Source organism: Pseudomonas sp. 5P_5.1_Bac1 (assembly GCF_025466015.1).
GTDB lineage: Bacteria > Pseudomonadota > Gammaproteobacteria > Pseudomonadales > Pseudomonadaceae > Aquipseudomonas.
This window is the reverse complement of record NZ_JANLNX010000019.1, coordinates 39328-64038: the sequence shown is the minus strand read 5'-3', so window position 1 is coordinate 64038 and position 24711 is coordinate 39328. Positions and strand designations below refer to the sequence as shown.

At 65.7% G+C, this 24711-nt stretch carries 23 protein-coding genes and 1 pseudogene; 5 read left to right on the top strand and 19 right to left on the bottom strand.

Translation table 11 applies throughout. From position 1 onward, the window contains the following. Nucleotides 1-13 precede the first annotated feature (13 nt). Genes NTD82_RS03810 through NTD82_RS03795 form a run of 4 tightly spaced genes read left to right on the top strand, consistent with a single transcriptional unit; the run spans nt 14 to nt 3923 of the window. Nucleotides 14-673 (top strand): SGNH/GDSL hydrolase family protein, encoded by a 660-nt coding sequence (locus NTD82_RS03810; protein ID WP_095153480.1) that lies wholly within the window; start codon nt 14-16, stop codon nt 671-673. Then, entirely contained in the window at nt 670-1338 is a 669-nt protein-coding gene (locus NTD82_RS03805) for an alginate O-acetyltransferase AlgF (RefSeq protein WP_262127796.1), read from the top strand. The genes NTD82_RS03810 and NTD82_RS03805 overlap by 4 nt, the downstream gene beginning before the upstream one ends. 18 nt (nt 1339-1356) lie before the next feature. After that, entirely contained in the window at nt 1357-2772 is a 1416-nt protein-coding gene (locus NTD82_RS03800) for an MBOAT family O-acyltransferase (protein ID WP_262127795.1), read from the top strand. Further along, entirely contained in the window at nt 2772-3923 is a 1152-nt protein-coding gene (locus NTD82_RS03795) for an alginate O-acetyltransferase AlgX-related protein (RefSeq protein WP_262127794.1), read from the top strand. The genes NTD82_RS03800 and NTD82_RS03795 overlap by 1 nt, the downstream gene beginning before the upstream one ends. Before the next feature lie 27 nt (nt 3924-3950). Here NTD82_RS03795 and NTD82_RS03790 read toward each other — a convergent pair whose 3' ends face one another. The 18 genes and pseudogenes from NTD82_RS03790 to NTD82_RS03705 form a co-directional block, all read right to left on the bottom strand. Then, nucleotides 3951-5045: a metal-dependent hydrolase gene (locus NTD82_RS03790; protein WP_262127793.1), complete on the bottom strand. Its 1095-nt coding sequence runs from the start codon at nt 5043-5045 to the stop codon at nt 3951-3953. A gap of 94 nt (nt 5046-5139) precedes the next feature. After that, a complete protein-coding gene (locus NTD82_RS03785) occupies nt 5140-6294 on the bottom strand; it encodes a glutathionylspermidine synthase family protein (RefSeq protein WP_262127792.1) in 1155 nt (384 codons plus the stop codon). 12 nt (nt 6295-6306) lie between these two features. Further along, complete coding sequence (locus NTD82_RS03780; RefSeq protein WP_262127791.1) at nt 6307-7107, bottom strand: DUF1190 domain-containing protein; 801 nt, start codon at nt 7105-7107, stop codon at nt 6307-6309. 16 nt (nt 7108-7123) lie between these two features. After that, complete coding sequence (locus NTD82_RS03775) at nt 7124-7549, bottom strand: DUF350 domain-containing protein (protein ID WP_095153487.1); 426 nt, start codon at nt 7547-7549, stop codon at nt 7124-7126. Nucleotides 7550-7561: 12 nt separating this feature from the next. Continuing rightward, nucleotides 7562-8227, bottom strand: a complete 666-nt coding sequence (locus NTD82_RS03770; protein ID WP_262127790.1) for a YjfK family protein — start codon at nt 8225-8227, stop codon at nt 7562-7564. Beyond that, entirely contained in the window at nt 8224-8805 is a 582-nt protein-coding gene (locus NTD82_RS03765; RefSeq protein ID WP_262127789.1) for a rhomboid family intramembrane serine protease, read from the bottom strand. Before NTD82_RS03765 ends, NTD82_RS03770 begins: the two co-directional genes overlap by 4 nt. Nucleotides 8806-8874: 69 nt before the next feature. After that, nucleotides 8875-9582, bottom strand: coding sequence for a PspA/IM30 family protein (locus NTD82_RS03760; RefSeq protein WP_262127788.1), 708 nt, complete (start codon nt 9580-9582; stop codon nt 8875-8877). A gap of 16 nt (nt 9583-9598) precedes the next feature. Further along, nucleotides 9599-9742: pseudogene (locus NTD82_RS03755) on the bottom strand (DUF2170 family protein); the annotation flags it as partial. A gap of 563 nt (nt 9743-10305) precedes the next feature. Further along, the gene (locus NTD82_RS03750; protein WP_410017022.1) at nt 10306-11688 is read right to left on the bottom strand and encodes a DUF1329 domain-containing protein; all 1383 of its coding nucleotides are present in this window, start codon (nt 11686-11688) and stop codon (nt 10306-10308) included. 98 nt (nt 11689-11786) lie between these two features. Further along, nucleotides 11787-13466: a class I adenylate-forming enzyme family protein gene (locus tag NTD82_RS03745; RefSeq protein ID WP_262127787.1), complete on the bottom strand. Its 1680-nt coding sequence runs from the start codon at nt 13464-13466 to the stop codon at nt 11787-11789. 18 nt (nt 13467-13484) lie between these two features. After that, on the bottom strand, nt 13485-14639 hold the full coding sequence (locus NTD82_RS03740) for an acyl-CoA dehydrogenase family protein (protein WP_262127786.1): 1155 nt from the start codon (nt 14637-14639) through the stop codon (nt 13485-13487). Further along, nucleotides 14636-15841: an acyl-CoA dehydrogenase family protein gene (locus NTD82_RS03735; RefSeq protein WP_262127785.1), complete on the bottom strand. Its 1206-nt coding sequence runs from the start codon at nt 15839-15841 to the stop codon at nt 14636-14638. Before NTD82_RS03735 ends, NTD82_RS03740 begins: the two co-directional genes overlap by 4 nt. A gap of 56 nt (nt 15842-15897) precedes the next feature. Further along, a complete protein-coding gene (locus tag NTD82_RS03730) occupies nt 15898-17067 on the bottom strand; it encodes an acyl-CoA dehydrogenase family protein (RefSeq protein ID WP_262127784.1) in 1170 nt (389 codons plus the stop codon). 10 nt (nt 17068-17077) lie between these two features. Further along, complete coding sequence (locus NTD82_RS03725; RefSeq protein WP_095153496.1) at nt 17078-18256, bottom strand: lipid-transfer protein; 1179 nt, start codon at nt 18254-18256, stop codon at nt 17078-17080. Nucleotides 18257-18273: 17 nt separating this feature from the next. Continuing rightward, nucleotides 18274-18693 carry a MaoC family dehydratase gene (locus NTD82_RS03720; RefSeq protein ID WP_095153497.1) on the bottom strand — a complete coding sequence of 140 codons (420 nt, stop codon included), beginning with the start codon at nt 18691-18693 and terminating at the stop codon, nt 18274-18276. Further along, nucleotides 18665-19792, bottom strand: a complete 1128-nt coding sequence (locus NTD82_RS03715) for an acyl-CoA dehydrogenase family protein (RefSeq protein WP_262127783.1) — start codon at nt 19790-19792, stop codon at nt 18665-18667. The genes NTD82_RS03720 and NTD82_RS03715 overlap by 29 nt, the downstream gene beginning before the upstream one ends. Before the next feature lie 6 nt (nt 19793-19798). Then, the gene (locus NTD82_RS03710) at nt 19799-20773 is read right to left on the bottom strand and encodes a bifunctional MaoC family dehydratase N-terminal/OB-fold nucleic acid binding domain-containing protein (RefSeq protein WP_095153499.1); all 975 of its coding nucleotides are present in this window, start codon (nt 20771-20773) and stop codon (nt 19799-19801) included. Nucleotides 20774-20827: 54 nt separating this feature from the next. Further along, complete coding sequence (locus NTD82_RS03705) at nt 20828-21613, bottom strand: SDR family oxidoreductase (protein WP_095153500.1); 786 nt, start codon at nt 21611-21613, stop codon at nt 20828-20830. Nucleotides 21614-21756: 143 nt separating this feature from the next. Between NTD82_RS03705 and NTD82_RS03700 the strand changes: the two genes are divergently transcribed. Then, nucleotides 21757-22542: an enoyl-CoA hydratase gene (locus tag NTD82_RS03700; RefSeq protein WP_095153501.1), complete on the top strand. Its 786-nt coding sequence runs from the start codon at nt 21757-21759 to the stop codon at nt 22540-22542. A 146-nt stretch (nt 22543-22688) separates the two neighbouring features. Here NTD82_RS03700 and NTD82_RS03695 read toward each other — a convergent pair whose 3' ends face one another. Then, a complete protein-coding gene (locus tag NTD82_RS03695; protein WP_262127782.1) occupies nt 22689-24383 on the bottom strand; it encodes a sulfatase-like hydrolase/transferase in 1695 nt (564 codons plus the stop codon). Nucleotides 24384-24711: the final 328 nt, after the last annotated feature.

The following is a 24711-nucleotide window of genomic DNA, read 5'->3' as shown; positions in this document are numbered from 1 at the left end:
AGGAGTTAATGAAATGGCTGCTTCTCTTCTCGCTGGTCTGACGATCCTGATGATCGGCGACAGCCACCTGGCAACGCCGGACTATCTGATCAAGAGCCTGCACGACAACCTCGTGCAACAGGGCGCGCAAGTGCACTCGCTGGGCGTCTGCGGCTCCAAGGCCGGGGACTGGACCAAAGTCACGCCGGGCGAATGCGGCGGCGCCGAGCGGCGCAACAAAGACAAGGCCGTGGTCCTTGGCAACAAGGCCACTACCCAGCCGATCAGCCAACTGATCGCCGCCGACAAGCCGGACCTGATCGTGGTGGTCATGGGCGACACCATGGCCGACTACACCAAGCCGGCCTTCCCCAAGACCTGGATCTGGCAACAGACCACCAGCCTGACCAAGGAAATCAAGAACGCCGGCACCAAGTGCGTGTGGGTCGGCCCGAACTGGGGCAGCGAAGGCGGCAAGTACGGCAAGACCTACGCCCGTGTTGAACTGACCTCGAAGTTCCTCGCCAGCAACGTCGCGCCGTGCGATTACATCGACTCGCTGAAGTTCTCCAAGCAAGGCCAGTGGGCCACCATCGACGGCCAGCACTTGACCAGCATGGGCTACATCAGCTGGAGCAAGGCCATCACCGACGCACTGCTGGCCAGCCCGGTGGTCAAGGACGTGAAGAAATGAGCCGCCTGACCGCACTGCTCGCCGCCCTGCCGCTGGCCCTCGCGGCCGGCGTCGCCAGCGCCGACGTCGCGCTGTACCCGACCGGGCCGAGCGAAGATTCGGCGTTCCTGCGCTTCGTCAACGTCGCCCCGGGCGTGCTGAAAATGGAAGCCAGCGGCTCCAAGGCCAGCCTCAACCTGGACGACAGCCAGAAAGTCTCGGCCTACCTGCCAGTGCCGGCCAACAAGGCGATCAAGGGCACCCTCAGCAACGGTGCCGCCAGCGCCGCGCTGGACCTGCAGGTCGCGCCGGGCGAATTCGCCACGGTGTTCGCCTTCAACGACGGCGGCAAGATCAGCCAGCGCGTGGTGCGCGAGCAACCGGACGACTTCAACGCGCTGAAAGCTTCGCTGGCCTTCATCAGCCTCGACCCCGCCTGCCCGGCCGCCAGTCTGCGCCCGGCCGGCCGCAGCGCCGACCTGTTCAAGGACGCCGCCGACGGCAGCGTGCAGCGCCGCTCGATCAACCCGGTGAAGCTCTCGGTGCAACTGGTCTGCGCCAACGCCAACGTCGGCAACCCGCTGGACCTGGGCGAGTTGAAGGCCGGCGAGCGCTACAGCGTGATGCTGCTGCCGGGCGCCGAAGGCCCGCGTCTGCTGAACACCACCGACACGTTGTCCAACTGACAGGACGTCCGCTGCGCCATGGTTTTCGCCTCACTTGAGTTCCTCACCCTGTTCCTGCCGCTGTTCATGCTGGTCTATGCGCTCAGCCCGGCGCGCGGGCGCAACCTCGTGCTGCTGCTGGGAAGCTGGTTCTTCTATGGCTGGCTGAGCCCGCTGTTCCTGCTGCTGCACGTGGTGCTGACGGTGATCGCCTGGGCCGGCGGCCTGGCGGTGGACCGCAGCCGCGAGGACTCACTGGGGCGCCTGCGCCTGCTGGCGGCGCTGATCGTGTTCAACACCCTGGTGTTGTGCTGGTACAAGTACGCCAACATCCTCGCCGCGACCTACAACCAGTTGATCACCCACTACGGCGCGCTGCCGATGGAGTGGCAGCGCGTGGCGTTGCCGGCGGGGCTGTCGTTCATCGTGCTGCAGGCCATTTCCTATCTGGTCGATGTGCACCGCCACACCGTGCCGGTGGAACGCAGCCTGGTGAACTTCGCCACCTACATCTCGATGTTCGGCCACTCCATCGCGGGCCCGATCATTCGCTATGACTGGGTGCGCCGCGAGCTGAACCAGCGCTACTTCAACTGGCAGAATTTTTCCCTCGGCGCGCGCCGGTTCATGATCGGCATGTGCATGAAAGTGCTGGTGGCCGACACCCTGTCGCCGCTGGTGGACGTGGCCTTCCACCTGGAAAACCCGTCGTTCCTCGATGCCTGGCTGGGCTGCCTGGCCTACTCGCTGCAACTGTTCTTCGACTTCGCCGGCTACAGCGCCATGGCCATCGGCCTGGGCCTGATGCTCGGTTTCCATTTCCCGGAAAACTTCAACCGGCCTTATCTGGCCAGCAGCATTCAGGACTTCTGGCGGCGCTGGCACCTGTCGCTGTCGAGCTGGCTGCGCGACTACCTCTACATCGCCCTCGGCGGTAACCGCTACGGCACCTGGAACACCTACCGCAACCTGTTCCTGACCATGGCCATCGCCGGCCTCTGGCACGGTGGCGATAGCTGGAACTACCTGCTCTGGGGCGCGGCCCACGGCGTGGCGCTGTGCGTCGACCGGGCGTGGAACCGCTCCAGCCTGCCGGCGATCCCGAAAGCGCTGTCGCACACCCTGACCCTGGTGTTCGTCTGCCTGGCCTGGACCCTGTTCCGCGCGCCGGACTTCGACACCGCACTGTCCATGTACGCCGGCCAGTTCGGCCTGCACGCCTTCGCCCTGGGTGAAGCGCTGGCCGCCACCGTGCGCCCGGTGCACGCCCTGGCGGCGGCGCTCGGCGTGTTCTGCGTGGTCGCGCCGCTGTACCAGGCGCGCCTCGAACAACGTTTCGGTCACAGCGCGCTGTACGCGGTGGTGGCTGCCCTCTGGCCCGTGGCCGGTTTCCTGTTGGCGTTCTCGTTGATCGCCAGCCGTGATGCCGTGCCCTTCCTGTACTTCCAGTTCTGATGACGACCAAGACGCCTCCGCCGAGTACGGCACCGACCCCACCGAGCGAAATCGCCCTGCGCACCAGCCCGCTGGCGGGCGTCACCCTGGCCGCGTTTCTCGCCGCCGGCCTGCTGTCCTGTGGCTGGCTGGTGGTCAGCGGCAAGCTCGAACTGCTGCCCGGCAAACCGCTGTCCAACGACGCGGTGCTGGAAGGCGAAATCACCCACCGCATCGCCAAGGAACTGGCCAAGGCACCGCTGCCGGAAAAGGCCGCGCAACTGGAGCGCGGCGGCAGTTGGCTGACGCTCGGCGACACCGGCCCGCGGGTGCGTGAAGGCTGCCCGCAGTGGCTGTTCATCAGCGACGAATTGAAGATCAACCGCCACCGCGAGGCCAACGCCAAGGCAAAAGCCGAGGCGGTAATCGCCCTGCGTGATCAGTTGAAACAGCGCGGGATCGAATTGCTGGTCAGCGTGGTGCCGGACAAGAGCCGGATCGCCGCCAGCCAATTGTGCGGCCTGCCGCGACCGGCCAGCCTGGAACCGCGTATCCGCGACTGGACCGTCGCGCTGCAAAACGCCGGCGTCGCCGTCCTCGACCTCACCCCCGCCCTGCAACCGCTGGGCGCCAAGGCCTTCCTGCGCCTCGACACGCACTGGAGCGAAGCCGGCGCCCGCGCCGCGGCCATCGCGGTCAGCCAGAAAATTGCCGCCATGGGCATCGAAGCGACGCCCAAGCGCACCTTCGCCGTCAGCCCGCAACCCGCCGCGACGCGCCCCGGCGACCTGGTGCGGCTGGCCGGGCTGGACTGGCTGCCAGCGCACCTGCAACCGCAGCAAGAACAGGTGGCGGCATCCGCCATCAACGAAGAGACCCCGGACGCCGACAACGCAGGAGACAGCCTCGACGACCTGTTCGGTGACGACAACCTGCCGAACCTGGCACTGATCGGCACCTCGTTCTCGCGCAATTCCAACTTCGGCGGATTCCTGCAGCAAGCGCTGTCGGCGCCGATCGGCAACTTTGCCAAGGACGGGGGGGAGTTTTCGGGTGCGGCCACGGCGTACTTCGCCAGCCCGGCGTTTGCCCAAACCCCGCCGAAGCTGCTGGTCTGGGAAATACCGGAGCGGGACTTGCAAACGGTACTGGTCGGCGCCCCAAACCTGTAGGAGCGAGCTTGCTCGCGAACAGCGCCGCTACCCCGCGCACCCCGCCGCCGGCGCCGGCCCGTCCAGGTACTCGCGCGTCCACTGTGCCAACGGCAACGGTGGTTGCTGCTCGACGATCCTGTGCAGGATCAACTTCAGCGCTTCGGGATTACGGATCGAATCGACCCCCGCTCCCGGCCACGAACCCGGCGTCTGCACCTGCCAGTTGCCTTGCCCGTCACACCCGGCCATGCGGAAGCGGAAGGTGTAGTTACCGGGAATCCCCATGCGCAAATCGCTGACCACCAGCGCATCGCCGACCACGTCGTAACGCAGCCAGTCCCCGGTGAACCAGCGCAGCCGCTCATGCAGCGGCGAATCCTGCAACACCTTCGCCGCATCGAGGTTCAACGGCTGGCGCTGCCACTCCGGCGGTTCGCTATCGAACAGCCCGCTGACGCCTTCGTAGTAATGCCCGTCCGGGGTTTTCGCGATGACCCGCCACAGCAGCGTATTGAACGGCATCGGCACCGCGCGCAGTTGCGTGACTTCGATCTGCTGGGCCCGCAAGGCGGAGTGGAAACGTTGTTCGGCGATGTTCTTCGACAGCAGGCCGAAGCCCAGGTAAGCGGTGCTGAACAGCAACAGGCCGGTGAGCACCGCCCTGACCCGGCCGGTCATGCCCTTGACCACGGCGTAGATCACGCCCGCCAGCAACGGCAGGGTATAAACGGGATCGATGATGAACACCGCCGCCCAGCTTTGCGGCGTCGGCTGGAACGGCCACAACAGTTGCGTGCCGTAGACGGTGAAGGCATCCAGCAGCGGGTGGGTGACCAACACCAGCCAGTACGCGAGAAACACCCGCGGCCCGCTGTAACCCGCGTCGGGGCGTCGCCTGCGTACCACCAGCATAGTGAGCCAGGTCAGCAACAGCGCCAGCCCGGTGAGCACGAAGAGTGAATGAGAAAAACCGCGATGGAACGTCATCTTCGACACCGGGTCGGCGTAGCGGATGGCCACGTCCAGATCCGGCAGCGTCGCGAGCATCGCGCCATACAGCAGGGAGCGGCGGCCCTGCACCTTGCCGAGCACAGTGCCCTGAAGCGCTGCGCCCAAAACGGCCTGGGTCAATGAGTCCAACGGCGTCCCCTTCCGATTACGAAAGCGTCGATGCTAGCGCAGTGGGCTGCAGGAAAACACCATGCCGTGAACAACCCGCGATGAGGACATCCGACTAATCCATCACCACATGCGGCAAAAACCGGCTCGTATCCTTGGTGATCAAACTGTCGTCCTCACGAATCCCGATTCCCGACGCCACATCCCCGATCACCCACGAGCCCAGCAACGTATAGCTGTCACCAAACCGCGGCAGCGGCGCGAATTCCTGGAGGATGAACGGCGCATCGGTATACGGCCCGTCCTCGGCAACAAACTCACCCGCGCGGGTGCGCAATTCGATATTGGCGCCTTCGCGGGAAAAATACGGCTTGCGCACCCAGCCGGCAGGCACCGGCCGTTGCGGTTCGCGGTCAACGAAGGCTGGCAGCAGATTCGGGTGTCCCTCATGGAACTCCCACAGCAAGGCGAGGATGCCCTTGTTGCTGATGATGGACTTCCACGCAGGCTCGACGAACTGGGTATCGCAGCCCGGCACCGCCTTGCCGAATGCCTCGTGGAAGATGTGTTCCCAGGCATGCAGCTTGAACAGCCGCTGAATCCACTGGCCATCGAGGTCGACAAAGCGACCGTCGCGCAGGCCGATGTCCTCGATATCGATATGCCGCGCATCGATGCCGGCATGCGCCGCCATCTTGCGCAGGAAATCAGTGGTGCCGCGGTCTTCCACCGACCCGGACATCGCCGAGAAGTGAAACGGCCCTTGCGTGGGAAACGCCGAGAACGCTTGGACCAGGTCGTCGGCGATGGTATTGAACTGCGTGGCCGACGCCGGCAAGACACCCGCGGCAATCTGGCTTTCCAGCCAGAGCAACTGCACCGAACCCGCTTCCAGCAGGCTGGTCGGCGTGTCGTAGTTGGCTTCGATGCACTTGGCCGGGCCGCTGCCGTCGTAGCTGAAGTCGAAACGGCCGTAAAGGTGCGGATGCCCTTCGTGCCACGAATCGCGGACCAGATCGAAGAACGCCGGCGGGATCGCCAGGCGGGTCAGCAGTTCCTCGCTGTGCACCACCCGCTCCACCGCGTCCATGCACAGTTCGTGCACGGCCTTGGTCGGCGCCTCGATGTCGCGGCTGATCTGCGCTTCGCTGAACAGGTAGTAGCCGCGTTCATCCCAGTAGCGTTCGCCGTCGATGGTGTGAAAGTCGAAACCTTCGGCCTCGACGGTACGACGCCAGTCCGGGCGCTCTTCGATGCTGATCTTTTTCACCGCCGGGCTCCCTCAACCACCGAAGCTGTAGCCGGACGAACGCTTGCCGCTCCAGCCGCTGCGGGCCGTGGCCTGCTGGCCGAAACCGCCGCGGGAGATGGTCGAGCCGACGTTGGAGTTGTAGCTGGAAGAACTGGCGGAACGGCTGTTCGAGGTGCCGAGACTGCGGCCCAGGGTCGAGCCGCTGTAGCCACCACCAGAACCGTTGTCGTCGCGACGGGCCTGGGTCGAGCGGCTGAAGGTCTTGCCCTGCTCGATCTGTTTGGACAAGGTCGAGGTCTGATAGGCGCCGCGGCTATCGCGGCTCTGGTAGACCGGCTGCGACTGGTAGCGTGGCGCGCTGCGGTTGCTCATCGCCTGGCCGATCAACATGCCGGCCAGCGCACCGGTGGCCGCCGCGGCGACACCGTTGCCGATGCCGCTGCCGCCCGACTGCGCGGCCTGTTGCTGGGCCTGCTGTTGCACCTGCTCCATCTGATCCTTGGGCATATCACCGCTCATGGCCAGCTCGAAACCGGCCAGTTGCGGCATGTATTTGCCGTCGGAAGTGGGCTGGCAATAGCCCTCGATGAAATCGGCGTCACAGGCGGCGCGATCATCGTAGGTCGGCGCGACCTGGCGGTGATCGACCATCGCCTGGATATAGGCGTCGGAGCAGACGTCCGCCGGGAAGCTGGCGTCGACGCAGGCCTGGACGTTCTTGAAGTTGCTTTTCAGCGAGTAGGTGACGGTCTGCTCGGGGTCGCTGCAGCCACTGATCGCCAGGGGCAGCGCGCTGGCCAGCAGCAGTTTTGCGGAACTACGGGCTCTCATGGGCTTCTCCTTGGGTTCAGGCCGCTGGGGTCATGCAGGCCGAATTGAGGAAGCCGACGCTGATGGCGACGGACGCCGCGTAGATCGCCGCGGCCAGTTCGCCACGGGCAATCCGCGCCGCCAGGCCCTTGAGCACCAGGCCGGTGCCGACGAAGGCGAGCAATTGCACGACCGCGGCAATCAGCACCCAGACCACGAAGTCCACCACGCTGACGCTGTAGGAAATGATATTGCTGGCCGGCAGGGCGAAACCGATCAGCGAGCCACCCAGGGCAATCGCCGCCGCCGGGTTGTTCTCGCGGATCAGCTCGAACTCCTTGTGCGGGGTGATCCGGGTGTAGAGGAACTGGAACAGCGCGAACAGCGCCACGGCGACGACGATATAAAGAACGAATCCGAATACGGCAGTCGCGTTGAGCGACATACGGAGTGCTTCAAGCATGGTGCTTCCTTGTCAGATGACGGTGATATCAGTGAGTTGCAGCGTGACGCCGATGGCGGACGACAGGGCGACATTGCCCTCCTCGTCTTCCTCGACGGAAAACAGCAGGAATTCGCGGCGGTTGGTCAGTTCGAGGTCACGGGCGTAGAGCATGCAGTGATGACGGACCTGATAGCTGGCCTCGGGGTTGCTGACCCGCTCAAGCATCGGCACCAGCTCGGTCTGGCCGTCTTCCGAGCCCCACTGGCGCTGGTACTCGATACCGTCCAGTTCGAAGAACGGCAGGCCGACCTTCGAATCCGGGCCGGTCAGGCGCAGCAGTTCGTCACGGCTGGCGATGGTGGTGACCTGGTGATAGCCGAACAGGATGATGTCTTCGATATCATCGGCGCCATTGCCGTGCATCACCACCTGCAGGAAGTAGTCTTCGTTATCCAGGTAGAAGCGCTCGAGGCGCGTGCCCTGGCCGAGGTCGACACTGCCGGTGGCCCAGACCTTCTCGTCCTCCGGGACAACGACGCTGGAAGCGTCCGCCAGCAACAGCGCGAGTTTCGAATCCAGGCAAAGCATACGCCCGGATGCCAGGCCCAGCGGAGCCTGGGGCCCCATCGCCGGGCGGCCGTCCGCTTTCGCGGGCAGCGGAGCCTGCATCCCCAGCAGGCGTTTTATCCAACTCATTTAACCGTCCTTTTTATGTCGTTCGTGCCGCGTGCCAACAGTCGTTTCGAATGCATCAAGCGGCTGGCGAGGATGCCGGCGAATGCCCCGGCGAGGTGCGACTCAAGCGACACCCCGCGCGCCGGCAGCAAGCCGAACACCAGCCCGCCATACACCACCAGCACCCCCAGCGCGACCAACACGCTGGCCAGGCTGCGCTGATACCAGGCGCGGGCCAGCAGATAGCTCCACAAACCGAAGATCACCCCGCTGGCGCCGACATGCACGCTGGTACGTCCCAGCGCCCAGACCAGCACGCCACCGATCACGGCGATCAACAACGCCACCCGGATAAAGCGCGACAGCCCTTCGCTCAACACCAGCCAACTCAGCACCATGAATGGCAGGAGATTGCTCAACAGGTGCGCAAGGGAGCCATGCAGGAACGGCGCAAACGCCACGCCCACCAGTCCGTGCAGGGTTCTCGGAACAATGCCGAACTGCACCAGGGCGTAGCCGCTCAGCCAGTTGAGCACTTGCACGACCACCAGCAACACGCCCAGGCCGAGCACGACGCGCAGCCGATTACCGAATGCCATGGGTCACCTTAGAATCCAGGCCATGAAAAAAGGGCAGGCGGATCACTCCGCATGCCCTCGCGTGCACTGTCACTCGACGGTGGCGCTACCTTGCTGCCTGGCTTTCAAGCGTGCCAGCACATCACTTGCACCGTCAGTCTTGGCGCCGATGCCGGCGTCCTGGAGACGACGCTCCAGATCATCGCCACTGGACACTTCGGCCAGTTCGCGGGCGGCGTCCAGCTTGGCGTCCTGCTCGTCCTGGCGCTGCTTGATCCGCGCCAGCGAGTTGACCGCGGTTTCCACCTTGCCGTTGGCACCGCCGGTGGCGCTGGCGGTTGCGATACGGGCTTGCTGCACGGTCTCGCGGGCCTTGGCCATTTCGGTTTGCTGGCGGATGCCCTTGAGGCGGCTTTCGGCTTCGATGATCTGCGCTTGCAGCAGGTCGACCTGACGGCCGAACTGGCTGGCCATCTCGCGTTCCTGAACCCGTTGCGCCTCGACTTCGGCGACGCGGCCGGCGCATTCGGTGGCCAGGCCTTCCTGATCCGCGTTCAGCGCGGCGATGGCCTTGCCTTCCCAACTGGCGACATCGCCTTCGAGGCCGGCGATACGTTGCAGAGCCAGCTTGTGCTTGGCCTTGATCTCGATCAGGCCGTTGCGCGCCTTGACCAGCGCCGCGTCGGCGTCGCGCTGTTCCTGCTCGAGGATACGAATGGCGTTGGCGTCGATGATCGCTTCACCAACTTCCGAGGCGCCGCCACGCAGGGCGGTCACCAGTTTTTTCCACATGCTCATGGACGAACCCTTGTACTCAAACGTCAAAATGGTCTTCGAAGGCTTCAACCGCGTGAATCACGTTGTCGGCCAGAGTAGTGATTTCGTGCTCAACCACCGCCTGCGCGGACGCGGCGCTCAGCGCGCCGAACATGCAGTACACGTCGGTGCCGTCGGCGAGGGCTCGATATTGATCGACTCTCGAAAGAGCGATGTCGCGCGTGTCAAGGGTGCGGGTTTCCCGCTACCCAAGGCTTCTCTACTGCGATGCGCGCGAATCCGGCCTGCGCAGGGGCGCGACGGTACAGGTGAATTTTTTAACAAGCAATTTCTTTGAGGGTTGGGTGGGGTTAGTGCATGTCGGAAGTTTTCCAGTGCCGGTTAGATCGAGCGCCGCCCGCGCGGCGCATCGCGACGGTTCGGCGCCCCGACAAGCTCGCTCCTACAGTGGTTTGCAACGTACCTATGTCTGTCAGGCCATGGTTGACTGCCTTGTTTGTACGACAGCCTCCCTGCGGTTCATCGCCAATCGCCAAAGGAGGGCAACACCCTTCTGACAGGCCATGGCACGTTGCAACCAATGTAGGAGCGAGCTTGCTCGCGATGCGCCGCGCGGGCGGCGCTCGATCTTGAGAGCGCTGATAAAGCTGTCGACTAGCGCCTAGTCGCCCCTCAGTAAAACCCAAAAAAAAGCCCCGCCAATTCCCGGCAGGGCTCAAAAACAACACTTAACAGCAGATCAAATCACCGCCCAATCGCCCGCGCCGCATCAGCGGTGTACATATCCGGGCTGTACTTGCCTTCGTTGAGAATCGGGCCCTTCTTCGCTTCATTGGTCATGCCGTACCCGGTGTACTGCCCGGAGTTCAGGTCCATGAAGAACTGCGAGCCGGCCTGCCAGCCGCTCATGTCGGGGTGGTAGTAGTAGTTGATCATGGCGTGCTTCCACAGTTGCCCGCGGGCATCGAAGTTGTCGGCCATCACGGCGTTCCAGGTGTCTTCGTCGATGAACAGCACGCGCTTGCCATAGACGTGACGGAAGCCCTCCTTCAGGTCCGCTTCCACCACCCAGACCCGGCGCAGTTCATAGCGCATGACATCCGGGTTGGGGTGGTTGGGGGTGAGGATGTCGCTGTATTTGTAGCTCGCCGAGTTGGCCTTGAAGGCGTTGGCCGGGCTGTAGATTTCGCGCTTGCCCAACAATTTCCAGGTGTAGCGTTCGGGCGCGCCGTTGAACAGGCGGTCTTCGTCCACGGTCATGGTGCCGTTGGTGCCGATCATCGGCTGGTCGTAGCCGTAGCCGGGCATCTGCCGCACGCGTCGGGTCGACGGGCTGTAGGACCAGGCCTGGCGCGACGAGGTGACGAAGTTGTAGGGCTCGTGGGCGATGCTGATCACGCCGTTGTCGCGGGCCGGTTTGAGGGTGGTGTTGTAGCTCATGGCCTGGACGCCGTCCTCGGTCTTCGGCTCCACGGTCGGCGAGTTGGCCTGCGACAGGTTGCGGGCGTGGGCCCGGCCCCAGCCGATGCTGCCGTTGGGCAGGACCGAGGCGAGGTCGGAGATTTTTTCCTCGGTGTAGGCCCGGGCCGGAAGCTGGTGGTTCCACAGCACTTCCATGCCGTTCTTCGGAATCGGGAACGGCACCTGACCAAGGCCCTCGATGCCCAGGCCGTCATTCACCAGCTTGGCGTTGAGAGCGTTGGACATGGCCCGCTTGCACACGTAGTCCGGGTAGCGGAAATCGCGGTGGCCGGGGTAGATGTTCATCTTGTAGGTGGTCGGGTATTTCTTCAGCAGCGCCTTCTGCCCCTCGGTCAGGTGCGACTCGTACTGGCTCATGTTCGCCGCGGTGATCACCAGGATCGGCTTCTCATCGGCGTAGGGATCGACCGGCTGGTCGCCGGAGAATTTCACGTGGTTCCAGCCGGGCACTTCACCCAGGTACTTGCCGGTGTAGGGCGGGATGGTGCCTTCGGCGTTGCCGGCCACTTCGCCGCCAACACAGTTCAGGTCCTTGCCCAGGCGGGCAGCCTCGTCGGGCGATACAGCGGCGCATGCGCCAGCAATAGCCAAGCAGTTGGCAGTGAGAGCGACCGCGAGCATGACACCTGTTCTTTTTGTTTTCATGTATTGCCTCCTTCGCTGATAAGCCTTTCGGATGTGCTTCATTGTTGGTTTTCCGGGGTAGGAAACATCGTCCGGAAAGACTAAGAAATTGCGGTTTATCAACCAGAAATCCGCTGCTTCAACTCCGCCTTGAGCACCTTCCCGGTCGCATTCCTCGGCAGTGCCTCCGTTACCCGGTACACATGCGCTGGCACCTTGTACCCGGCCAGCCGCGCGGCGATGAACAACTGGGCGTCCTCGGCCGAAGGCAGGCGCGCGCCCTGGATGACCAGTGCCACCGCCTCCCCCAGCAACGGGTCCGGCACGGCAAACACCGCCGCGTCCTCGACGCCCGGCATCTCGCTGATGCACGCTTCGATTTCCGCCGCCGAGATTTTCTCGCCGCCGCGGTTGATCAATTCCTTGACGCGGCCGCTGATGCAGAGAAAGCCTTCGTCGTCGAGGTAGCCGATATCGCCGGTGTTCAGCCAGCCATCGCACAGGGTCTCGGCGCTGGCCACGGGCTGGTTCCAGTAGTTGCTCATCAGGGTCGGCGAGCGCAGCCAGATCAGTCCGGGCTGGCCGTTGGGCACGGGGTGTGCCGGGCTGTCGCCGATGCGCACTTCGACGATCGGCAGCGGCCAGCCGCAACTCGCCGGCTTGTAGAGGAACGGATCGCCGCCGATCGCGGCGCCGATGCCGTTGCTTTCGGTCAGGCCGTAGCCGCTGCCGCCGATCACGTCGGGCTTGCGCCGGGCCATGTCGCCGAGCAGCCCGGCGGACGACGCGCCGCCGCCCAGGCCGAGGCCGAACAGGCTGGCGGTGTCGGCACCGCCGAAGCGCGGCGAGGCCAGCAGTTGCTGCATCATCACCGGCGCGCCGTTGAACTGGGTGCAACGCTCGTCACGGATCAGGTCGATGGCCCGCTCGACGTCCCACTTGTACATCAACACCAGGCGCCGGCCGCCGCGCAGCGCCGAGAGAAACTGCGCATGCAGGCCGCTGACATGGAACAGCGGCACCGCCATCAGCGAGGTCGGGGCAAAGCCGCTGTCGATCACCCGGGCGATGCGTTGCGGTGAGCTGAGGGCGCAAAAGGCGCTCTGGAAATCCAGCGCCGCCAGCGCCTGACACACCGCGCGGTGGCTGGACAGCGCGCCCTTAGCCCGGCTGGTGGTGCCGGAGGTGTAGAGGATCATCGCCGGCGCGTGCGGCTCGACCGGCACCGCCGGCACCACCAATGCCTCGGCGGCCAGCAGGTCTTCGTAGCGGAAGCAGTAATCGGGCAGCCCCGCCGCGGATGCCAGGCCGACCACGAGGGTGGTCCGCTGCCGCGCCGTGAGGTCATCGCGCAGCAGCGCCAGGCGTGGCTCGTCGCACAGCAACAAACCGGCGCCGCTGTCTTCCAGGCCATGCAGCAATTCATCGCGCAGGCCCCAACTGTTGAGCGGCACGCACACCGCGCCGCAACGCTGGATCGCGGCAAAGGCCACCAGCCAGGCCGGCTGGTTGCGCATGGCGATCGCCACCCGCTCGCCGGGTTGCAGGCCAAAGCGGGCAATCAATTGCCCGGCCAGGCGATCGACCTGATCGAAGAAACCGGCGAAGCTCAGGCGCTGGTCTTGCCAGACCAGGAACTCGCGCTCGCCATGCACCCGCCCCGCGTCGATCACCTCCTGCAGGGTCCGCGCCGCGTGACGGAAGTAACGCGGCGCGCCGTCCGCCGGGGTCACCACTTCAAACGGCGCGCCTGCGGCAGTCAACTGCTCCCACGCCGTGCGCCACTGTTCAATGCTCATGTGTCGTTCTCCTGAACGTCAGGCGCGGGCCGGGTCGAGGGCCCAGTAGCGCTCGCAATGGAAATCCCGGTCGCCGAGGCAGGCCTGGGCCACCCGCACCCGCTTGAGGTAGAGGCCGACGTCCAGTTCATCGGTGACGCCGATGCCGCCGTGCATCTGCACCGCCTCGTTGGCGACCTTGAGCGCGGTGTCGCCGGCCTTCCATTTCGCCAGGCTGACCAGGCGACCACGGGCGGCGGCGTCGAGGTTGTCGTCGTCCAGCGCCGAAAGCCCGGCCATCACCGCGCTGCGGGCCAGGGCCAGATCGACATAGAGCCGCGCCGCGCGATGCTGAAGGGCCTGGAACGAACCGATAGGCGCGTCGAACTGCACCCGCGTCTTGAGGTAATCGAGGGTGGTGTGGAACAGGTGCTCGGCGATGCCCAGCAGTTCCGCCGCCAGGCAGGCGCGGCCACGGTCGAGGACCGCGTCGAGCAGTGCCCAACCCTGCCCCGCTTCGCCGAGCAACGCCGCGCGGCCGACCCGCACCTGCTGCAATTGCAGGCGAGCGCTGTTGCGCGCGTCGATCAGCGGCAAGGCGCTGCAAATCAGGCCCGGGGTGTCGGCCGGCAGCAGGAACAGGCTGATGCCCGCCGCTTGCCCGGCGTTGCCCGAGGTGCGCGCGGCGACGATAAAGGCATCGGCGCCGTTACCGTCCACCACCCAGTATTTGTCGCCGTCCAGGCAATAGCCGTCGCCTTCGGCCACGGCGCTCAGGCAGGTGTCGAGCGGCTTGTGCCGGGCGCGCTCATCCACCGCCAGCGCCAGACGCAAACCGCCGGCAATCAGCCCCGGCAACCAGCGCTGCTGTTGCTCGGCGTTACCGGCCAGGTGCAGCAGCGAACCGCCGAGGACCACGCTGGACAGCAATGGCGTCGCCGACAAGTTGTGACCGATGGACTCGAACACCGGCCCCAGGCCCATGCAGCCGAATGCCAGGCCGCCGAGGTCTTCGGGGAAGGGAATCGCGCTCCAGCCCAGGTTGACCGCGTCCTGCCACAGTTGCGCATCGAAGCCCTGCCCCGCGCCTTCGTCGCGCAAGCGGCGCTGGGCGGCCACCGGGCTGCGCGCGCCGAGGAAGTCGCGGGCGCTGTCAGCGAGCAGGCGCTGTTCTTCGCTGTAACGCAGGTTCATGCCGTCGCTCCTTTTTTCGCGTCAGGCAGGCCAAGCACGCGCTTGGCGATGACATTGAGCTGGATTTCCGAGGCGCCCCCGGAGATGGTCAGGGCGTAGCTGTTGAGCCAGCCGCGGGTCACCGCCAACTGGCGCTCGTCGAAGGCCTCGCTTTGCCAGCCGAGGGCGTGGCCGCCGAGGATGTCGAGTAGCACTTCGAACTTGTCGCGCTCCTGCTCGGTGTGGACCAGCTTCATGATCGCCATCAGGCCGCTGACGTCGTCGCCGCCCCGTGCTTCCTCGGCCATCCGTTGCACGGTCAGGTTGTAGGCCTGTTCGTTCATCGCGCAGGCCACGGCACGCGCCTGCAAGGCCAGTTCGCCCTGGCTCTCGGGCTGCGGCAGGTACTCGCGGACCAGCGCCGGCAGGTCGAAATGCGACGGCAGGCTGATCTCGCCGAATTTCGACATGGCCTTGCGTTCGTGCTGCAACAGGTACTTGCCGAGGTTCCAGCCACCGTCCAGCGGGCCGATCAACTGGCTTTTCGGCACCTTGACGCCATCGAAGAACACCTGGCAGAACGCCGATTTGCCGCTGATCAGGTCGATCGGCACGGCGTTCACCCCGGCGCTGCGCATGTCCAGCACGATCAGGCTGATGCCTTCGTGCTTGGGCTTGCTGGTGTTGGTGCGAACCAGCGCGTACATCCAGTCGGACTTGTCGCCGTAGGACGTCCAGATCTTGCTGCCGTCCACCACGAAATGGTCGCCGGCGTCGCGGGCGGCCATCTTCAGGCCGGCCAGGTCGGAACCGGCGTTCGGCTCGGAGAAGCCCTGGCACCAGCGGGTTTCGCCACGGGCCATGGGCGGCAGCAGGCTGCGTTTCTGTTCGTCGCTGCCGTAGGCCAGCAGCACCGGGCCGAGCATCCAGATGCCCAGGTTGATCTGTGGCGGCCGGCACTTGAGGCGGCGCATCTCGCTTTCCAGCACCGCCAGTTGCTCCGGGTTCAGCCCGGCGCCGCCGTATTCCTCGGGCCATTCCGGGCAGAACCAGCGCTTGTCGCGCATCCGCTCGAACCACAGTCGCGCGTCTTCGCTGGGAAACTGCGGCTCGCGGGCGCCCCAGACCACGTCGCCTTCGCCCATGGCGGTGCGCATCGACGGCGGACAGTTGGCCTCCAGCCAGGCGCGGGTTTCATGCCTGAATTGCTCAATCGTGCTCATGACTTGACCCTCGCCCCGGGCCTGACCCGGGGCTGGTTATTGTTGTTGTGGTTGGCTCAGCGCTGGGTGCGCGGCATGCCCAGGCCGAACTGGGCGATCAGTTCGCGCTGGATTTCATTGGTGCCGCCGCCGAAGGTCAGGGTGACCGAGGCGCGCAGCTCGTATTCCAGCTCGCCGTGCAAGGCCGCGGCGGCCGAGCCGGAACGCAACACACCGTTGGCGCCAATCACCGCGGACAACCGGCGCAGGATCTCGATGGCCGATTCCGAGCCGTAGACCTTGGTGGTCGAGCTCAGCGCCACGTCCATGCGCTCGTGCTCCAGGTTGGCGGCGATCCGCAGGTTGATCAGGCGCATGGCTTCCAGCCGCGCATAACATTCCGCCAGCGAGCTGCGCACCCAGGCCTTGTCCATCGCCCGGCGGCCCTGCTCGTCACGGGCCCTGGCCCACAAGTAAATGCGGCGGAACAGCCCGGCAACCTTGTCCGACCACGACCCCAGGCCCAGCCGTTCGTGGTTGAGCTGCGCGGTGATCAGTTTCCAGCCGCCGTTCAGCTCGCCCACCAGCATGTCCTTCGCCACCCGCACGTTGTCGTAGTAGGTGGCCGCCGTGGGGTTGCTGGTGGTCGGGATCACCGTGCTGGAAAAGCCCGGCAGCGTGGTGTCGAGGATCAGGATCGAGACGCCCTTGTGCCGCGCCAGGTTCGGGTCGGTGCGCGCCGCCAGCCAGATGAAATCGGCGGATTCGGCGCCGGAGGTCCACAGCTTGTTGCCGTTGACCACGAAGCTGTCGCCGTCGAGCCGGGCGCTGGTCTTCAGCACCGCCAGGTCGCTGCCGGCATCCGGCTCGGAATAGCCGATGGCGAACATGATTTCGCCGGCGGCGATGCCGGGCAGGAAACGCTCCTTCTGCAGCGCGCTGCCATGCTCCATCAGCGCCGGGCCGACGGTGCTGATGGTCACGAACGGCAATGGCGCGCCGGCGATATTCGCCTCTTCAAAGAAGATCAACTGCTCGGTGGCGGCGTAGCCCTGGCCGCCATGGGCCTTTGGCCAGCCCACCGCCAGCCAGCCGTCGCGGCCCATCTGGCGGATGGTCTGGCGAAACAGCTCGCCGCCCTCCTTGCCGCGCAGTTGCTCACGCAGCTCGGGGGTCATCAGGGCCTGGAAGTAGTCGCGCACCGTGCGGCGCAGGGCGTGTTGTTCGGGGGTGAGGTCGACGAACATGGACTGCTCCTTAGGCCGCGCCGAGAATCAGGCCGCTGGTGGGGACGCCGGTGCCGGCGGTGACCAGCACGTTCTCGACGTCCGCCACCTGGTTCACCGCCGTGCCACGCACCTGGCGCACCGCTTCGGCGACGCCGTTCATGCCGTGGATATAGGCCTCGCCCAGTTGCCCGCCGTGGGTGTTGATCGGCAGCTTGCCGCCACGGGCGTGGTGGCCGGCGCGGATGAATTCCTTGGCCTCGCCACGCGGGGCGAAACCGAATTCTTCCAATTGCGGCAGCACGAACGGGGTGAAGTGGTCGTAGATCACCGCGGTCTGGATCGCGTCCGGGCCGAGGCCGGACTGGCGATACAACTCGCGGGCGACCACGCCCATCTCCGGCAGGCCGGTGATGTCGTCGCGGTAGAACGAGGTCATGATCTGCTGGCCGCTGCTGATGCCTTGGGAGCCGGCCTTGATGGTCACCGGTTTCTGCCGCAGGTCGCGGGCGCGCTCGGCCGACGTGATGACCAGGGCCACCGCGCCGTCGGACTCCTGGCAGCAGTCCAGCAGGTGCAGCGGCTCGCAGATCCAGCGCGAGGCCTGGTGTTCTTCGAGGGTGATCGGCTTGTTGTAGAAGAACGCGTTGGGGTTGGTCGCGGCGAAATCGCGCACCGCCACCGCGACCCGGCCGAAGTCCTCGGAGGTGGCGCCATAGGTGTGCATGTAGCGCTGGGCGAACATGCCGACCCAGGCTGCCGGGGTGTGGAAGCCGTGGGGCATGTACCAGCCGTAGTTGACGTTCTCGAAGATCGGCGTCGAGGCGAAGCCGTAGCTGCCACTGCCGAAGCGGTACCAGGAACGTTCGTTCATTGCCCGGTAAACCACCACCACCTTGGCCACGCCGGTGGCCACGGCCATCGCCGCGTGGAGGATCGGCGCGCAGGCGGCGCCGCCGCCATGGGGCACCTGGGAGAAGAACTTGACGTCCTTGCAGCCCAGCAGCCGGGCGATCTCGTACTCCGGCACCTTGTCCACCGAGTAGGAGCTGAAGCCCTCCACTTCCGATGGATCGATGCCGGCGTCTTGCAGCGCCGCGAGGGTGGCTTCCATGGCCAGGCGCAGTTCGGTGCGCCCGGAATTCTTGGAAAACTCGGTCGCGCCCAGTCCGACAATGGCGGCGCGCCCGGAAATCGACGATTGCGTCATGACAGTGTCTCCGGCTGTCAGGGCAGGACCAGCGCGACCGTGCCGGTCACGTGGTTGCCCATGGAATTCTTGCCGCCAAGGGTCACTTCGACCGTGCGGGTTTCAGGATCGAGGTGGGTCACGCTGCCACTGAAAGTCATGCAGTCGCCGGGGTAGTTGGGCACCCCGAGCTTGATCTTCAGCGACGCGAAGCGTGCCAGCGGGCCGGCCCAGGCCTCGACGAAGCGCTGCACCAGGCCATTGGTGGTGAGGATGTTCATGAACACGTGGGGCGAGCCCAGTTCACGGGCGGCGTCCAGGTCGTGGTGGCCGGGAAAGTAGTCGCGGGTGGCGATCGCCCCGCCGGCAATCAGCGGCACGGTGATGGGCACCGCCAGCTCCGGCAGCAACTCGCCGGGACGCACGTCTTCAAAGCGCTTGGTGTTCTTCAAGGTCATATTTCCATCCCAGCTTGTCGTTATCGCTCAGCCAGTCGCCGAGACGTTCCAGGCATGCCGCCGATCCGCCGAGGGCAAGGCCCAGGGCGCGGCTCCAATAGAGAAAACGGTGGATCGGGTAGGTCAGGTCGACACCGATGCCGCCATGCACGTGCTGCGCGACATGGCCGATGCGGTGCCCGGCCTCGCAGGCCAGCCACGCCGTGGCCAGCGCTTCCGACGGCGCCGGCAGCCTGGCGTCAAGGCGGTAGCAGAGCTGCCAGAGGCTGCTGCGCAAGGCTTCGAGGGCGATGTGCGCGTCGGCCATGCTCATCTGCACCGCCTGGAAGCTGCCGATGCGCCGTTCGAACTGCTGGCGCTCGCTGACGTACTCGACGGTGCGGCGGATCTGTTCCTGACTGACCCCCAGTTGCAGCGCCGCCTGAGCAGCGATGGCGCGGGATTCCAGCCAGTCCAGGGCGTCCACCGGCAGCAGGTGGCTGACGCTGAGGCCCTCGACCCGCACATCGGCCACCGCCTCGCCGTGGGTCATCACCGCCGGGGTCAGGTGCACGTTGGCTGATTGCAGTTCCAGCAGCATCAGCCGGGGCTGACCATGCAACAGCACCGGCACCAGCGCGGCGCCGGATTGCGCCGCCAGCGGCAAGGCGGCGATGCGGCCGTTGACCTGCCAGACAGCGCCGTTGGGCGTGGCCTCCAGCTCGATGCCGCAGGCGGCATTGATGCCTTCCAGCGACAGGCTCAGCAACGCCTCGCCGCTGGCGGCCCGCTCGATCCAGGCCGGGTAGGCGTCGCTGGCAAAGGTCGCCAGGGTCGCCGCCGCCAACTGATGCCGCCACAGCGGCACCTGGCCCAGGCCGCGGCCTTGGGCTTGCAGCACCAGCATCAATTCGGTCATGCCCAGGCCGCTGCCGCCCGCGGATTCGGGAATTGCCAAGGCATGCAGGCCGGTTTCCCGGCACAAGTCCCACAGTGCGGCCATCATCGGTTCGCCGCGGGTGTCCCACTGGCGCATGGCGTCATCGTTGCAGTAATCGACGAACAGGCTGTCGGCCATCTGCTCGATGGCGCGCTGGTCTTCGCTCAATTCGAAATCCATGGGCGCTTACTCCGGCTCGGCCACGGGACGGAACAGCGGCAAGGTCTGCTGTTCGTCGAAGGTCTGGAATTCCACCTGCAGGCGCTGGCCGATCTTCAGTTCGTCACGCTGCACGCCGGTCAACCCGGCGACCAGGCGCACGCCCTCCTCCAGCTCGATCAGCCCGATGGGGTTGGGGTGATCGAACGGCGGGACTTCCGGGTAGTGCATGACGACGAAGGAATACAGGCTGCCGCGACCGCTGGCCTGCACGGTGTCCCAGTCGAAGCTGTGGCACTGGATGCACACCGGCGCCGGCGGATGGCGCAGGGTCGAACAGGCGGTGCAGCGCTGGATCAGCAGCTTGCCTTCGGCGCAGCCTTCCCAGAAGAACCGGGTGTCGTCGCTCATCCCCGGCAGCGGACGCTTGGGCTTGGCCAGCGCCTCGGCCGGCTTGGCCGCGGGCTGCGGATTGGCCGGGCGGAACTTGAAGACGCGGAACAGCAGCTCGCCCACCGGCTCGTCGCCCTCGGGCTTCTCGACGAAGTGGCTCATCACCAGGGTGACGAAGAAACCGGTGCCCAGGGCGGTGGTCTTCTCGTCGCCCACCGCGTCCAGCCGGGTCGTGTAGTACAGCCGCTCGCCCAGGTGCACCGGGCGCTGGAAGGTCAGTTCCGAGTTCACCGCGACCACCGAGGCGTAGCCGTGTTCCTCGAACAGCTTGAGCACTTCATAGGGGTTTTCGTCGGTGGAGCCCGGCGGATAGTTGTTGGCGTGCAGGCCTTCCATGGTCCACACCTGAAGCATCGCCGGCGGCGCGACGATGCCGTCATGCGGGCCTTGCAGCGCGGCGGCCGGATCGGTGTAGAGCGGGTTCTCCAGGCCCATGATCTCGCACCACTGGCGGATCATCGGCGCGTTGACTTCGTCCCAGGCATACACCCGACCGTATTGGCGCCCCACCAGGGCGCGCACGTTGGACAGCAATTGTGGATCAGCCACAGTCGTCTCCTGCAAAGTGAGGGCGGCCACCGGGTGGCGCCGCCGTGGGGTCGATCAGGTGGGCGTGGCCTGCGCCGCACCGAGGAAAGCCGGTCGCTCGCCGCCGCCGTGCAGCAGCAGGTTGCAACCGCTGGCGTAGCTGGCCAGGGGCGAGGCGATGTACAGGCAGGCGTTGGCGATATCCTCGGCCGCCGCCATGCGTCCGGCGGGAATACCGGCGCTGACCGCGGCGACGCCGGCCTCGCTGCCGTAGTGCAGGTGAGCCTGGTCGGTCAGCACCAGGCCCGGACTGACGGTGACCACCCGGACCTTGGGCGCCCACTCCACCGCCAGCGAGGTGACCAGGGCCACCACGCCGGCCTTGGCCGCGCCATAGGCGGCGGTGCCCGGCGACGGACGCTGGGCGGCGACGCTGCCGATAAAGACGATGCAGCCCCCCGTTTCCTGCGCTTGCATCAGGCGGTTGGCCTGCTGGGCGACGTTGAGCGGCGCGATCAGGTTCAGGCGGATGATGCTTTCGTGAAAACGCGGCGAGGCTGTCGCGGCATCCGCCGCCGGGGCGCCGCCCGCGTTGTTGACCAGCACATCGAGGCGGCCGAAGTCGCGCTGGATGCTGTCGAACAGCGCCTGCAACGACTCGCCGTCGCGCACGTCGACGGCGAAAAACACCGCCGTGCGTTCGCCGCTGGCCGGTAGCTGTTCAGGGGCGTTGCGGGCACAGACGATGACCTGCGCACCGGCGTCGAGGAAACCCTGCGCGATACCCGCGCCGATGCCCTTGGTGCCGCCGGTGACCAGTACCACCTTGCCGCTGTAATCAAGACCGCGTTGCTGCCCCATTTCAGGCTCCTTGTTTTGCTGACAAGGCCCACTCTAGGGACAAAGGCCGGGGCAAACTTCGTCTGAACGGACGATGAATCGACACCCGCGCACGCCCGACACTGCCTGGCAATCCCCCCGGTTTTTCACGCGTGAGAAGGCTTATGTCCGCAACCGATCGTCCCTCCGTACTGCTCGAATTCCCGGCCCCCGGCGTGGCCCTGCTGCGCCTCGACCGACCCCAGGCGAGCAACGCCCTGAGCCTGGAATTGCAGGCATCGCTGTCGCGGCACTTCAGCGAACTGGGGGCCGATCCCGAGGTGCGCTGCATCCTGCTCACCGGCGGCGACAAGGTGTTCGCCGCCGGTGGCGACATCACCAGCATGGCCGGGGTCGGCCCGATCGAGATTCACCAGCGCCATACCGAACGGGTCTGGGCGCCGATCCAGCACTGTCCGAAGCCGGTGATCGCCGCGGTGTGCGGCTATGCCTATGGCGGCGGCTGCGAACTGGCGATGCATGCCGACCTGATCGTCGCCGGGCGCGGGGCGAAATTCTGTCAGCCGGAAATCCGCATCGGCATCATGCCCGGCATCGGCGGCACCCAGCGCCTTGTGCGGGCGGTGGGCAAGGCCAAGGCCATGCGCATGGCCCTGACCGGGCAGCCGATCACCGCCGAGGAAGCCTGGGTCGCCGGGCTGGTCAGCGATCTGGTGGAGGACGATCAGGTCCAGGCCCGTGCGCTGGAACTGGCCAACGTCATCGCGGCGATGCCGGCGCTGGCGGCGGAGCAGATCAAGGAAGTGATCCTCGCGGGCATGGATGCGCCGCTGGAGACGGGGTTGGCGCTGGAGAGAAAGGCCAATGCGTTGCTGTTTGCCTCGCAGGATCAGAAGGAAGGGATGGCGGCGTTTATCGAGAAGCGGCCGGCGCGGTTTTTGGGGAGGTGATTGAGGGTTGGCGTGTGCGCTGTGTGCTCGTCGGCAGCGCTTTAGCGTGGTTGAGATCGCGCGCCGTCTGCGCGGCGCATCGCGAGCAAGCTCGCTCCTACGGGGGGGGGCGGCGCTCGATCTCGAGGCTCGGAAAAATGTCGGCTTCACTGCCGAATTCCCACCACCTGGCCATCCGCCGGCACCACCACCTGCCTCAGGTCGATGTGCTTGAACACCGGGCTAGCGCCCAGCCGGGCGTTGAAACGGGTGTTGAAGCTGAACGGGTCTTCGGTCGGTACGCTTAGCGGTTTGCCGTACACCGCTTGTAGCGCGGCGCTGTCGTAGCCGAGCAACTGCAGCAGGGTCGGGAACAGGTTGTAGTGGCTGGAGCGGTTTTTGTTGTCCGCCAGGTGCGCCTGCCAGTCGAGGGTCTTGAGCCCTTCGCCCTGGATCACCAGCAGCGGCACCAACCCCTCCTCCGCCACCGGGTCGCTGTCGCAATGGGTGTTCAGCCCGGGATTGCCGCGCTCGTGCAGGTCCTGGCCATGGTCGGAGGTGTAGATCACCACCGCCTGGCTGAGGTCGGCCTTGGCGAACAGGCGGTTGAAGAATTCGCCAACATTCCACAGCAAGGTGTTGCGGTAGGCGTTGCGGTACAGCACCCAATCCTCTGGCCGCCCGGCGAAGCCGTCGCGCTGGCCGGTGTCGGTGACATCGGTGAACTGCCCGCGGGGCAAGGCCGGGCGGTAGTTCATGAAGGCGTCCGGGTACTTGTCGTGCACCGGGAAATGCGCGCCCACTTTGTTGACCACGATCAGGTGCGGCGTGCCGTCGGCCAGCAGCTCGGTGAGGGTCGCCGCGACAGCCATGTCGCGCTCCAGCACCGGGGTGTCATCGAACTGGATGAAGCGGTCGATATCGCGTTTTTCCGTGTCGGTCATCAGGTTCTGCAGGTGCCCGCCGGTGCGCTGGGCGTCCACGTACACCGTGGACAACCCGGCCTGGTGGGCGTACTGCCAGATCGACGGCTGGGTCGAGTTGATCCGCAGGTAGTCCGCGCGGGTGCCGCCGTAGCGCAGGGTGACGTTGGTGTCGGCGCTGCAATTGGCGACGGACGCCGCGTAGCCGTAGTTGAAAATGCGCACGCCCGGCTGCGCCTGGGTCAGCGGCGTCTTGACCCCCAGTGGGGTGGTGGTGTCGAGGTAGTTGCCGGCGATGCTCTCGTCGATGATCAGCACGATGTCGCGGACCAGCGCCGGGCCGCTGCGCGGCAAGCTCACCGGCTCGCGGGCGCCGACATGGTCGTGCAGCGCCTCGTAGGCCATCAGGTTCAGGTAGGCCAGCGGTGTGTACATCACCGGCAGGCCACGGGCGCCTTCGCCGGAACGCACGAAGAGTATGCCGGTGAGCAACAGCAGCCCCAGCACCGGCGCCGTCCACGGCAAGGCCCGCGGCAAGCGTGGCCTGGCGCCGGGGCGCAGGCCGATGCCGAGCAGCAGCAAGAGTCCGCGCAGCAGCGCCTGCATGATCGAGGCGTGGTACTGGGCCACCGCCTCCTGGATAAAGCCACCGGAGTAGACCATCGACAGGAAGGCGCTGTAGGTCAGGTAGCTGTTGGTGATTCGCGTGTAGGCATCGAAGAACACCGCGCTGGCGAAGAACACCAGCGCCAGCCCCCAGCGCAACGCGCCCTGGCGAATATGCGCGGCCGCCAGCAGGGTCAGCGCCAGCAGCACGAACATCCCGCCGTAGAGCACCAGTGCAAGGCCGCCGCCGAGTGCTTGAAAACGCTCGAGGATAGCGGCGTGAAAGCAGGCCAGATAGGCCAGCAACAGCAGGCTCTTGATCGATGCGCGCATGGCAAGGCTCCGTCCGCGAATGGCGAGGTTTCTCGAACGGTAGCCAGCTTGCGATTTTCTTTCCATCTATGGCTTGTCATTTTTATGGCGAGTTTTTGACGCCTGTTTCTACCCCCTTGCACCACAGAAATCTGCCCCTTCGACTATCGAACAAAATCACAGGAGCCTTCAACCACGCGGCTTTCGACCGTTCATCGCGAAAATCGACAGCCATTGGCCAGCGTCGATTTCGCTAAAGCACGGATTGGAAAAGAGTTGATGGCAAAACGACCTCGCCAACAGGCGCTGTAAGTTAAACGAAACATGCCATTGCTTTGACACTTTTCCG

What these genes read in the sequence shown, in the direction of transcription:
- NTD82_RS03810 (WP_095153480.1), top strand. Translation starts at nt 14, where the DNA reads ATGGCTGCTTCTCTTCTCGCTGGTCTGACGATCCTGATGATCGGCGAC.
- NTD82_RS03805 (WP_262127796.1), top strand. Translation starts at nt 670, where the DNA reads ATGAGCCGCCTGACCGCACTGCTCGCCGCCCTGCCGCTGGCCCTCGCG.
- NTD82_RS03800 (WP_262127795.1), top strand. Translation starts at nt 1,357, where the DNA reads ATGGTTTTCGCCTCACTTGAGTTCCTCACCCTGTTCCTGCCGCTGTTC.
- NTD82_RS03795 (WP_262127794.1), top strand. Translation starts at nt 2,772, where the DNA reads ATGACGACCAAGACGCCTCCGCCGAGTACGGCACCGACCCCACCGAGC.
- NTD82_RS03780 (WP_262127791.1), bottom strand. Translation starts at nt 7,107, where the DNA reads ATGAGAGCCCGTAGTTCCGCAAAACTGCTGCTGGCCAGCGCGCTGCCC.
- NTD82_RS03775 (WP_095153487.1), bottom strand. Translation starts at nt 7,549, where the DNA reads ATGCTTGAAGCACTCCGTATGTCGCTCAACGCGACTGCCGTATTCGGA.
- NTD82_RS03770 (WP_262127790.1), bottom strand. Translation starts at nt 8,227, where the DNA reads ATGAGTTGGATAAAACGCCTGCTGGGGATGCAGGCTCCGCTGCCCGCG.
- NTD82_RS03765 (WP_262127789.1), bottom strand. Translation starts at nt 8,805, where the DNA reads ATGGCATTCGGTAATCGGCTGCGCGTCGTGCTCGGCCTGGGCGTGTTG.
- NTD82_RS03760 (WP_262127788.1), bottom strand. Translation starts at nt 9,582, where the DNA reads ATGAGCATGTGGAAAAAACTGGTGACCGCCCTGCGTGGCGGCGCCTCG.
- NTD82_RS03750 (WP_410017022.1), bottom strand. Translation starts at nt 11,688, where the DNA reads ATGAAAACAAAAAGAACAGGTGTCATGCTCGCGGTCGCTCTCACTGCC.
- NTD82_RS03745 (WP_262127787.1), bottom strand. Translation starts at nt 13,466, where the DNA reads ATGAGCATTGAACAGTGGCGCACGGCGTGGGAGCAGTTGACTGCCGCA.
- NTD82_RS03740 (WP_262127786.1), bottom strand. Translation starts at nt 14,639, where the DNA reads ATGAACCTGCGTTACAGCGAAGAACAGCGCCTGCTCGCTGACAGCGCC.
- NTD82_RS03735 (WP_262127785.1), bottom strand. Translation starts at nt 15,841, where the DNA reads ATGAGCACGATTGAGCAATTCAGGCATGAAACCCGCGCCTGGCTGGAG.
- NTD82_RS03730 (WP_262127784.1), bottom strand. Translation starts at nt 17,067, where the DNA reads ATGTTCGTCGACCTCACCCCCGAACAACACGCCCTGCGCCGCACGGTG.
- NTD82_RS03725 (WP_095153496.1), bottom strand. Translation starts at nt 18,256, where the DNA reads ATGACGCAATCGTCGATTTCCGGGCGCGCCGCCATTGTCGGACTGGGC.
- NTD82_RS03720 (WP_095153497.1), bottom strand. Translation starts at nt 18,693, where the DNA reads ATGACCTTGAAGAACACCAAGCGCTTTGAAGACGTGCGTCCCGGCGAG.
- NTD82_RS03715 (WP_262127783.1), bottom strand. Translation starts at nt 19,792, where the DNA reads ATGGATTTCGAATTGAGCGAAGACCAGCGCGCCATCGAGCAGATGGCC.
- NTD82_RS03705 (WP_095153500.1), bottom strand. Translation starts at nt 21,613, where the DNA reads ATGGGGCAGCAACGCGGTCTTGATTACAGCGGCAAGGTGGTACTGGTC.
- NTD82_RS03700 (WP_095153501.1), top strand. Translation starts at nt 21,757, where the DNA reads ATGTCCGCAACCGATCGTCCCTCCGTACTGCTCGAATTCCCGGCCCCC.
- NTD82_RS03695 (WP_262127782.1), bottom strand. Translation starts at nt 24,383, where the DNA reads ATGCGCGCATCGATCAAGAGCCTGCTGTTGCTGGCCTATCTGGCCTGC.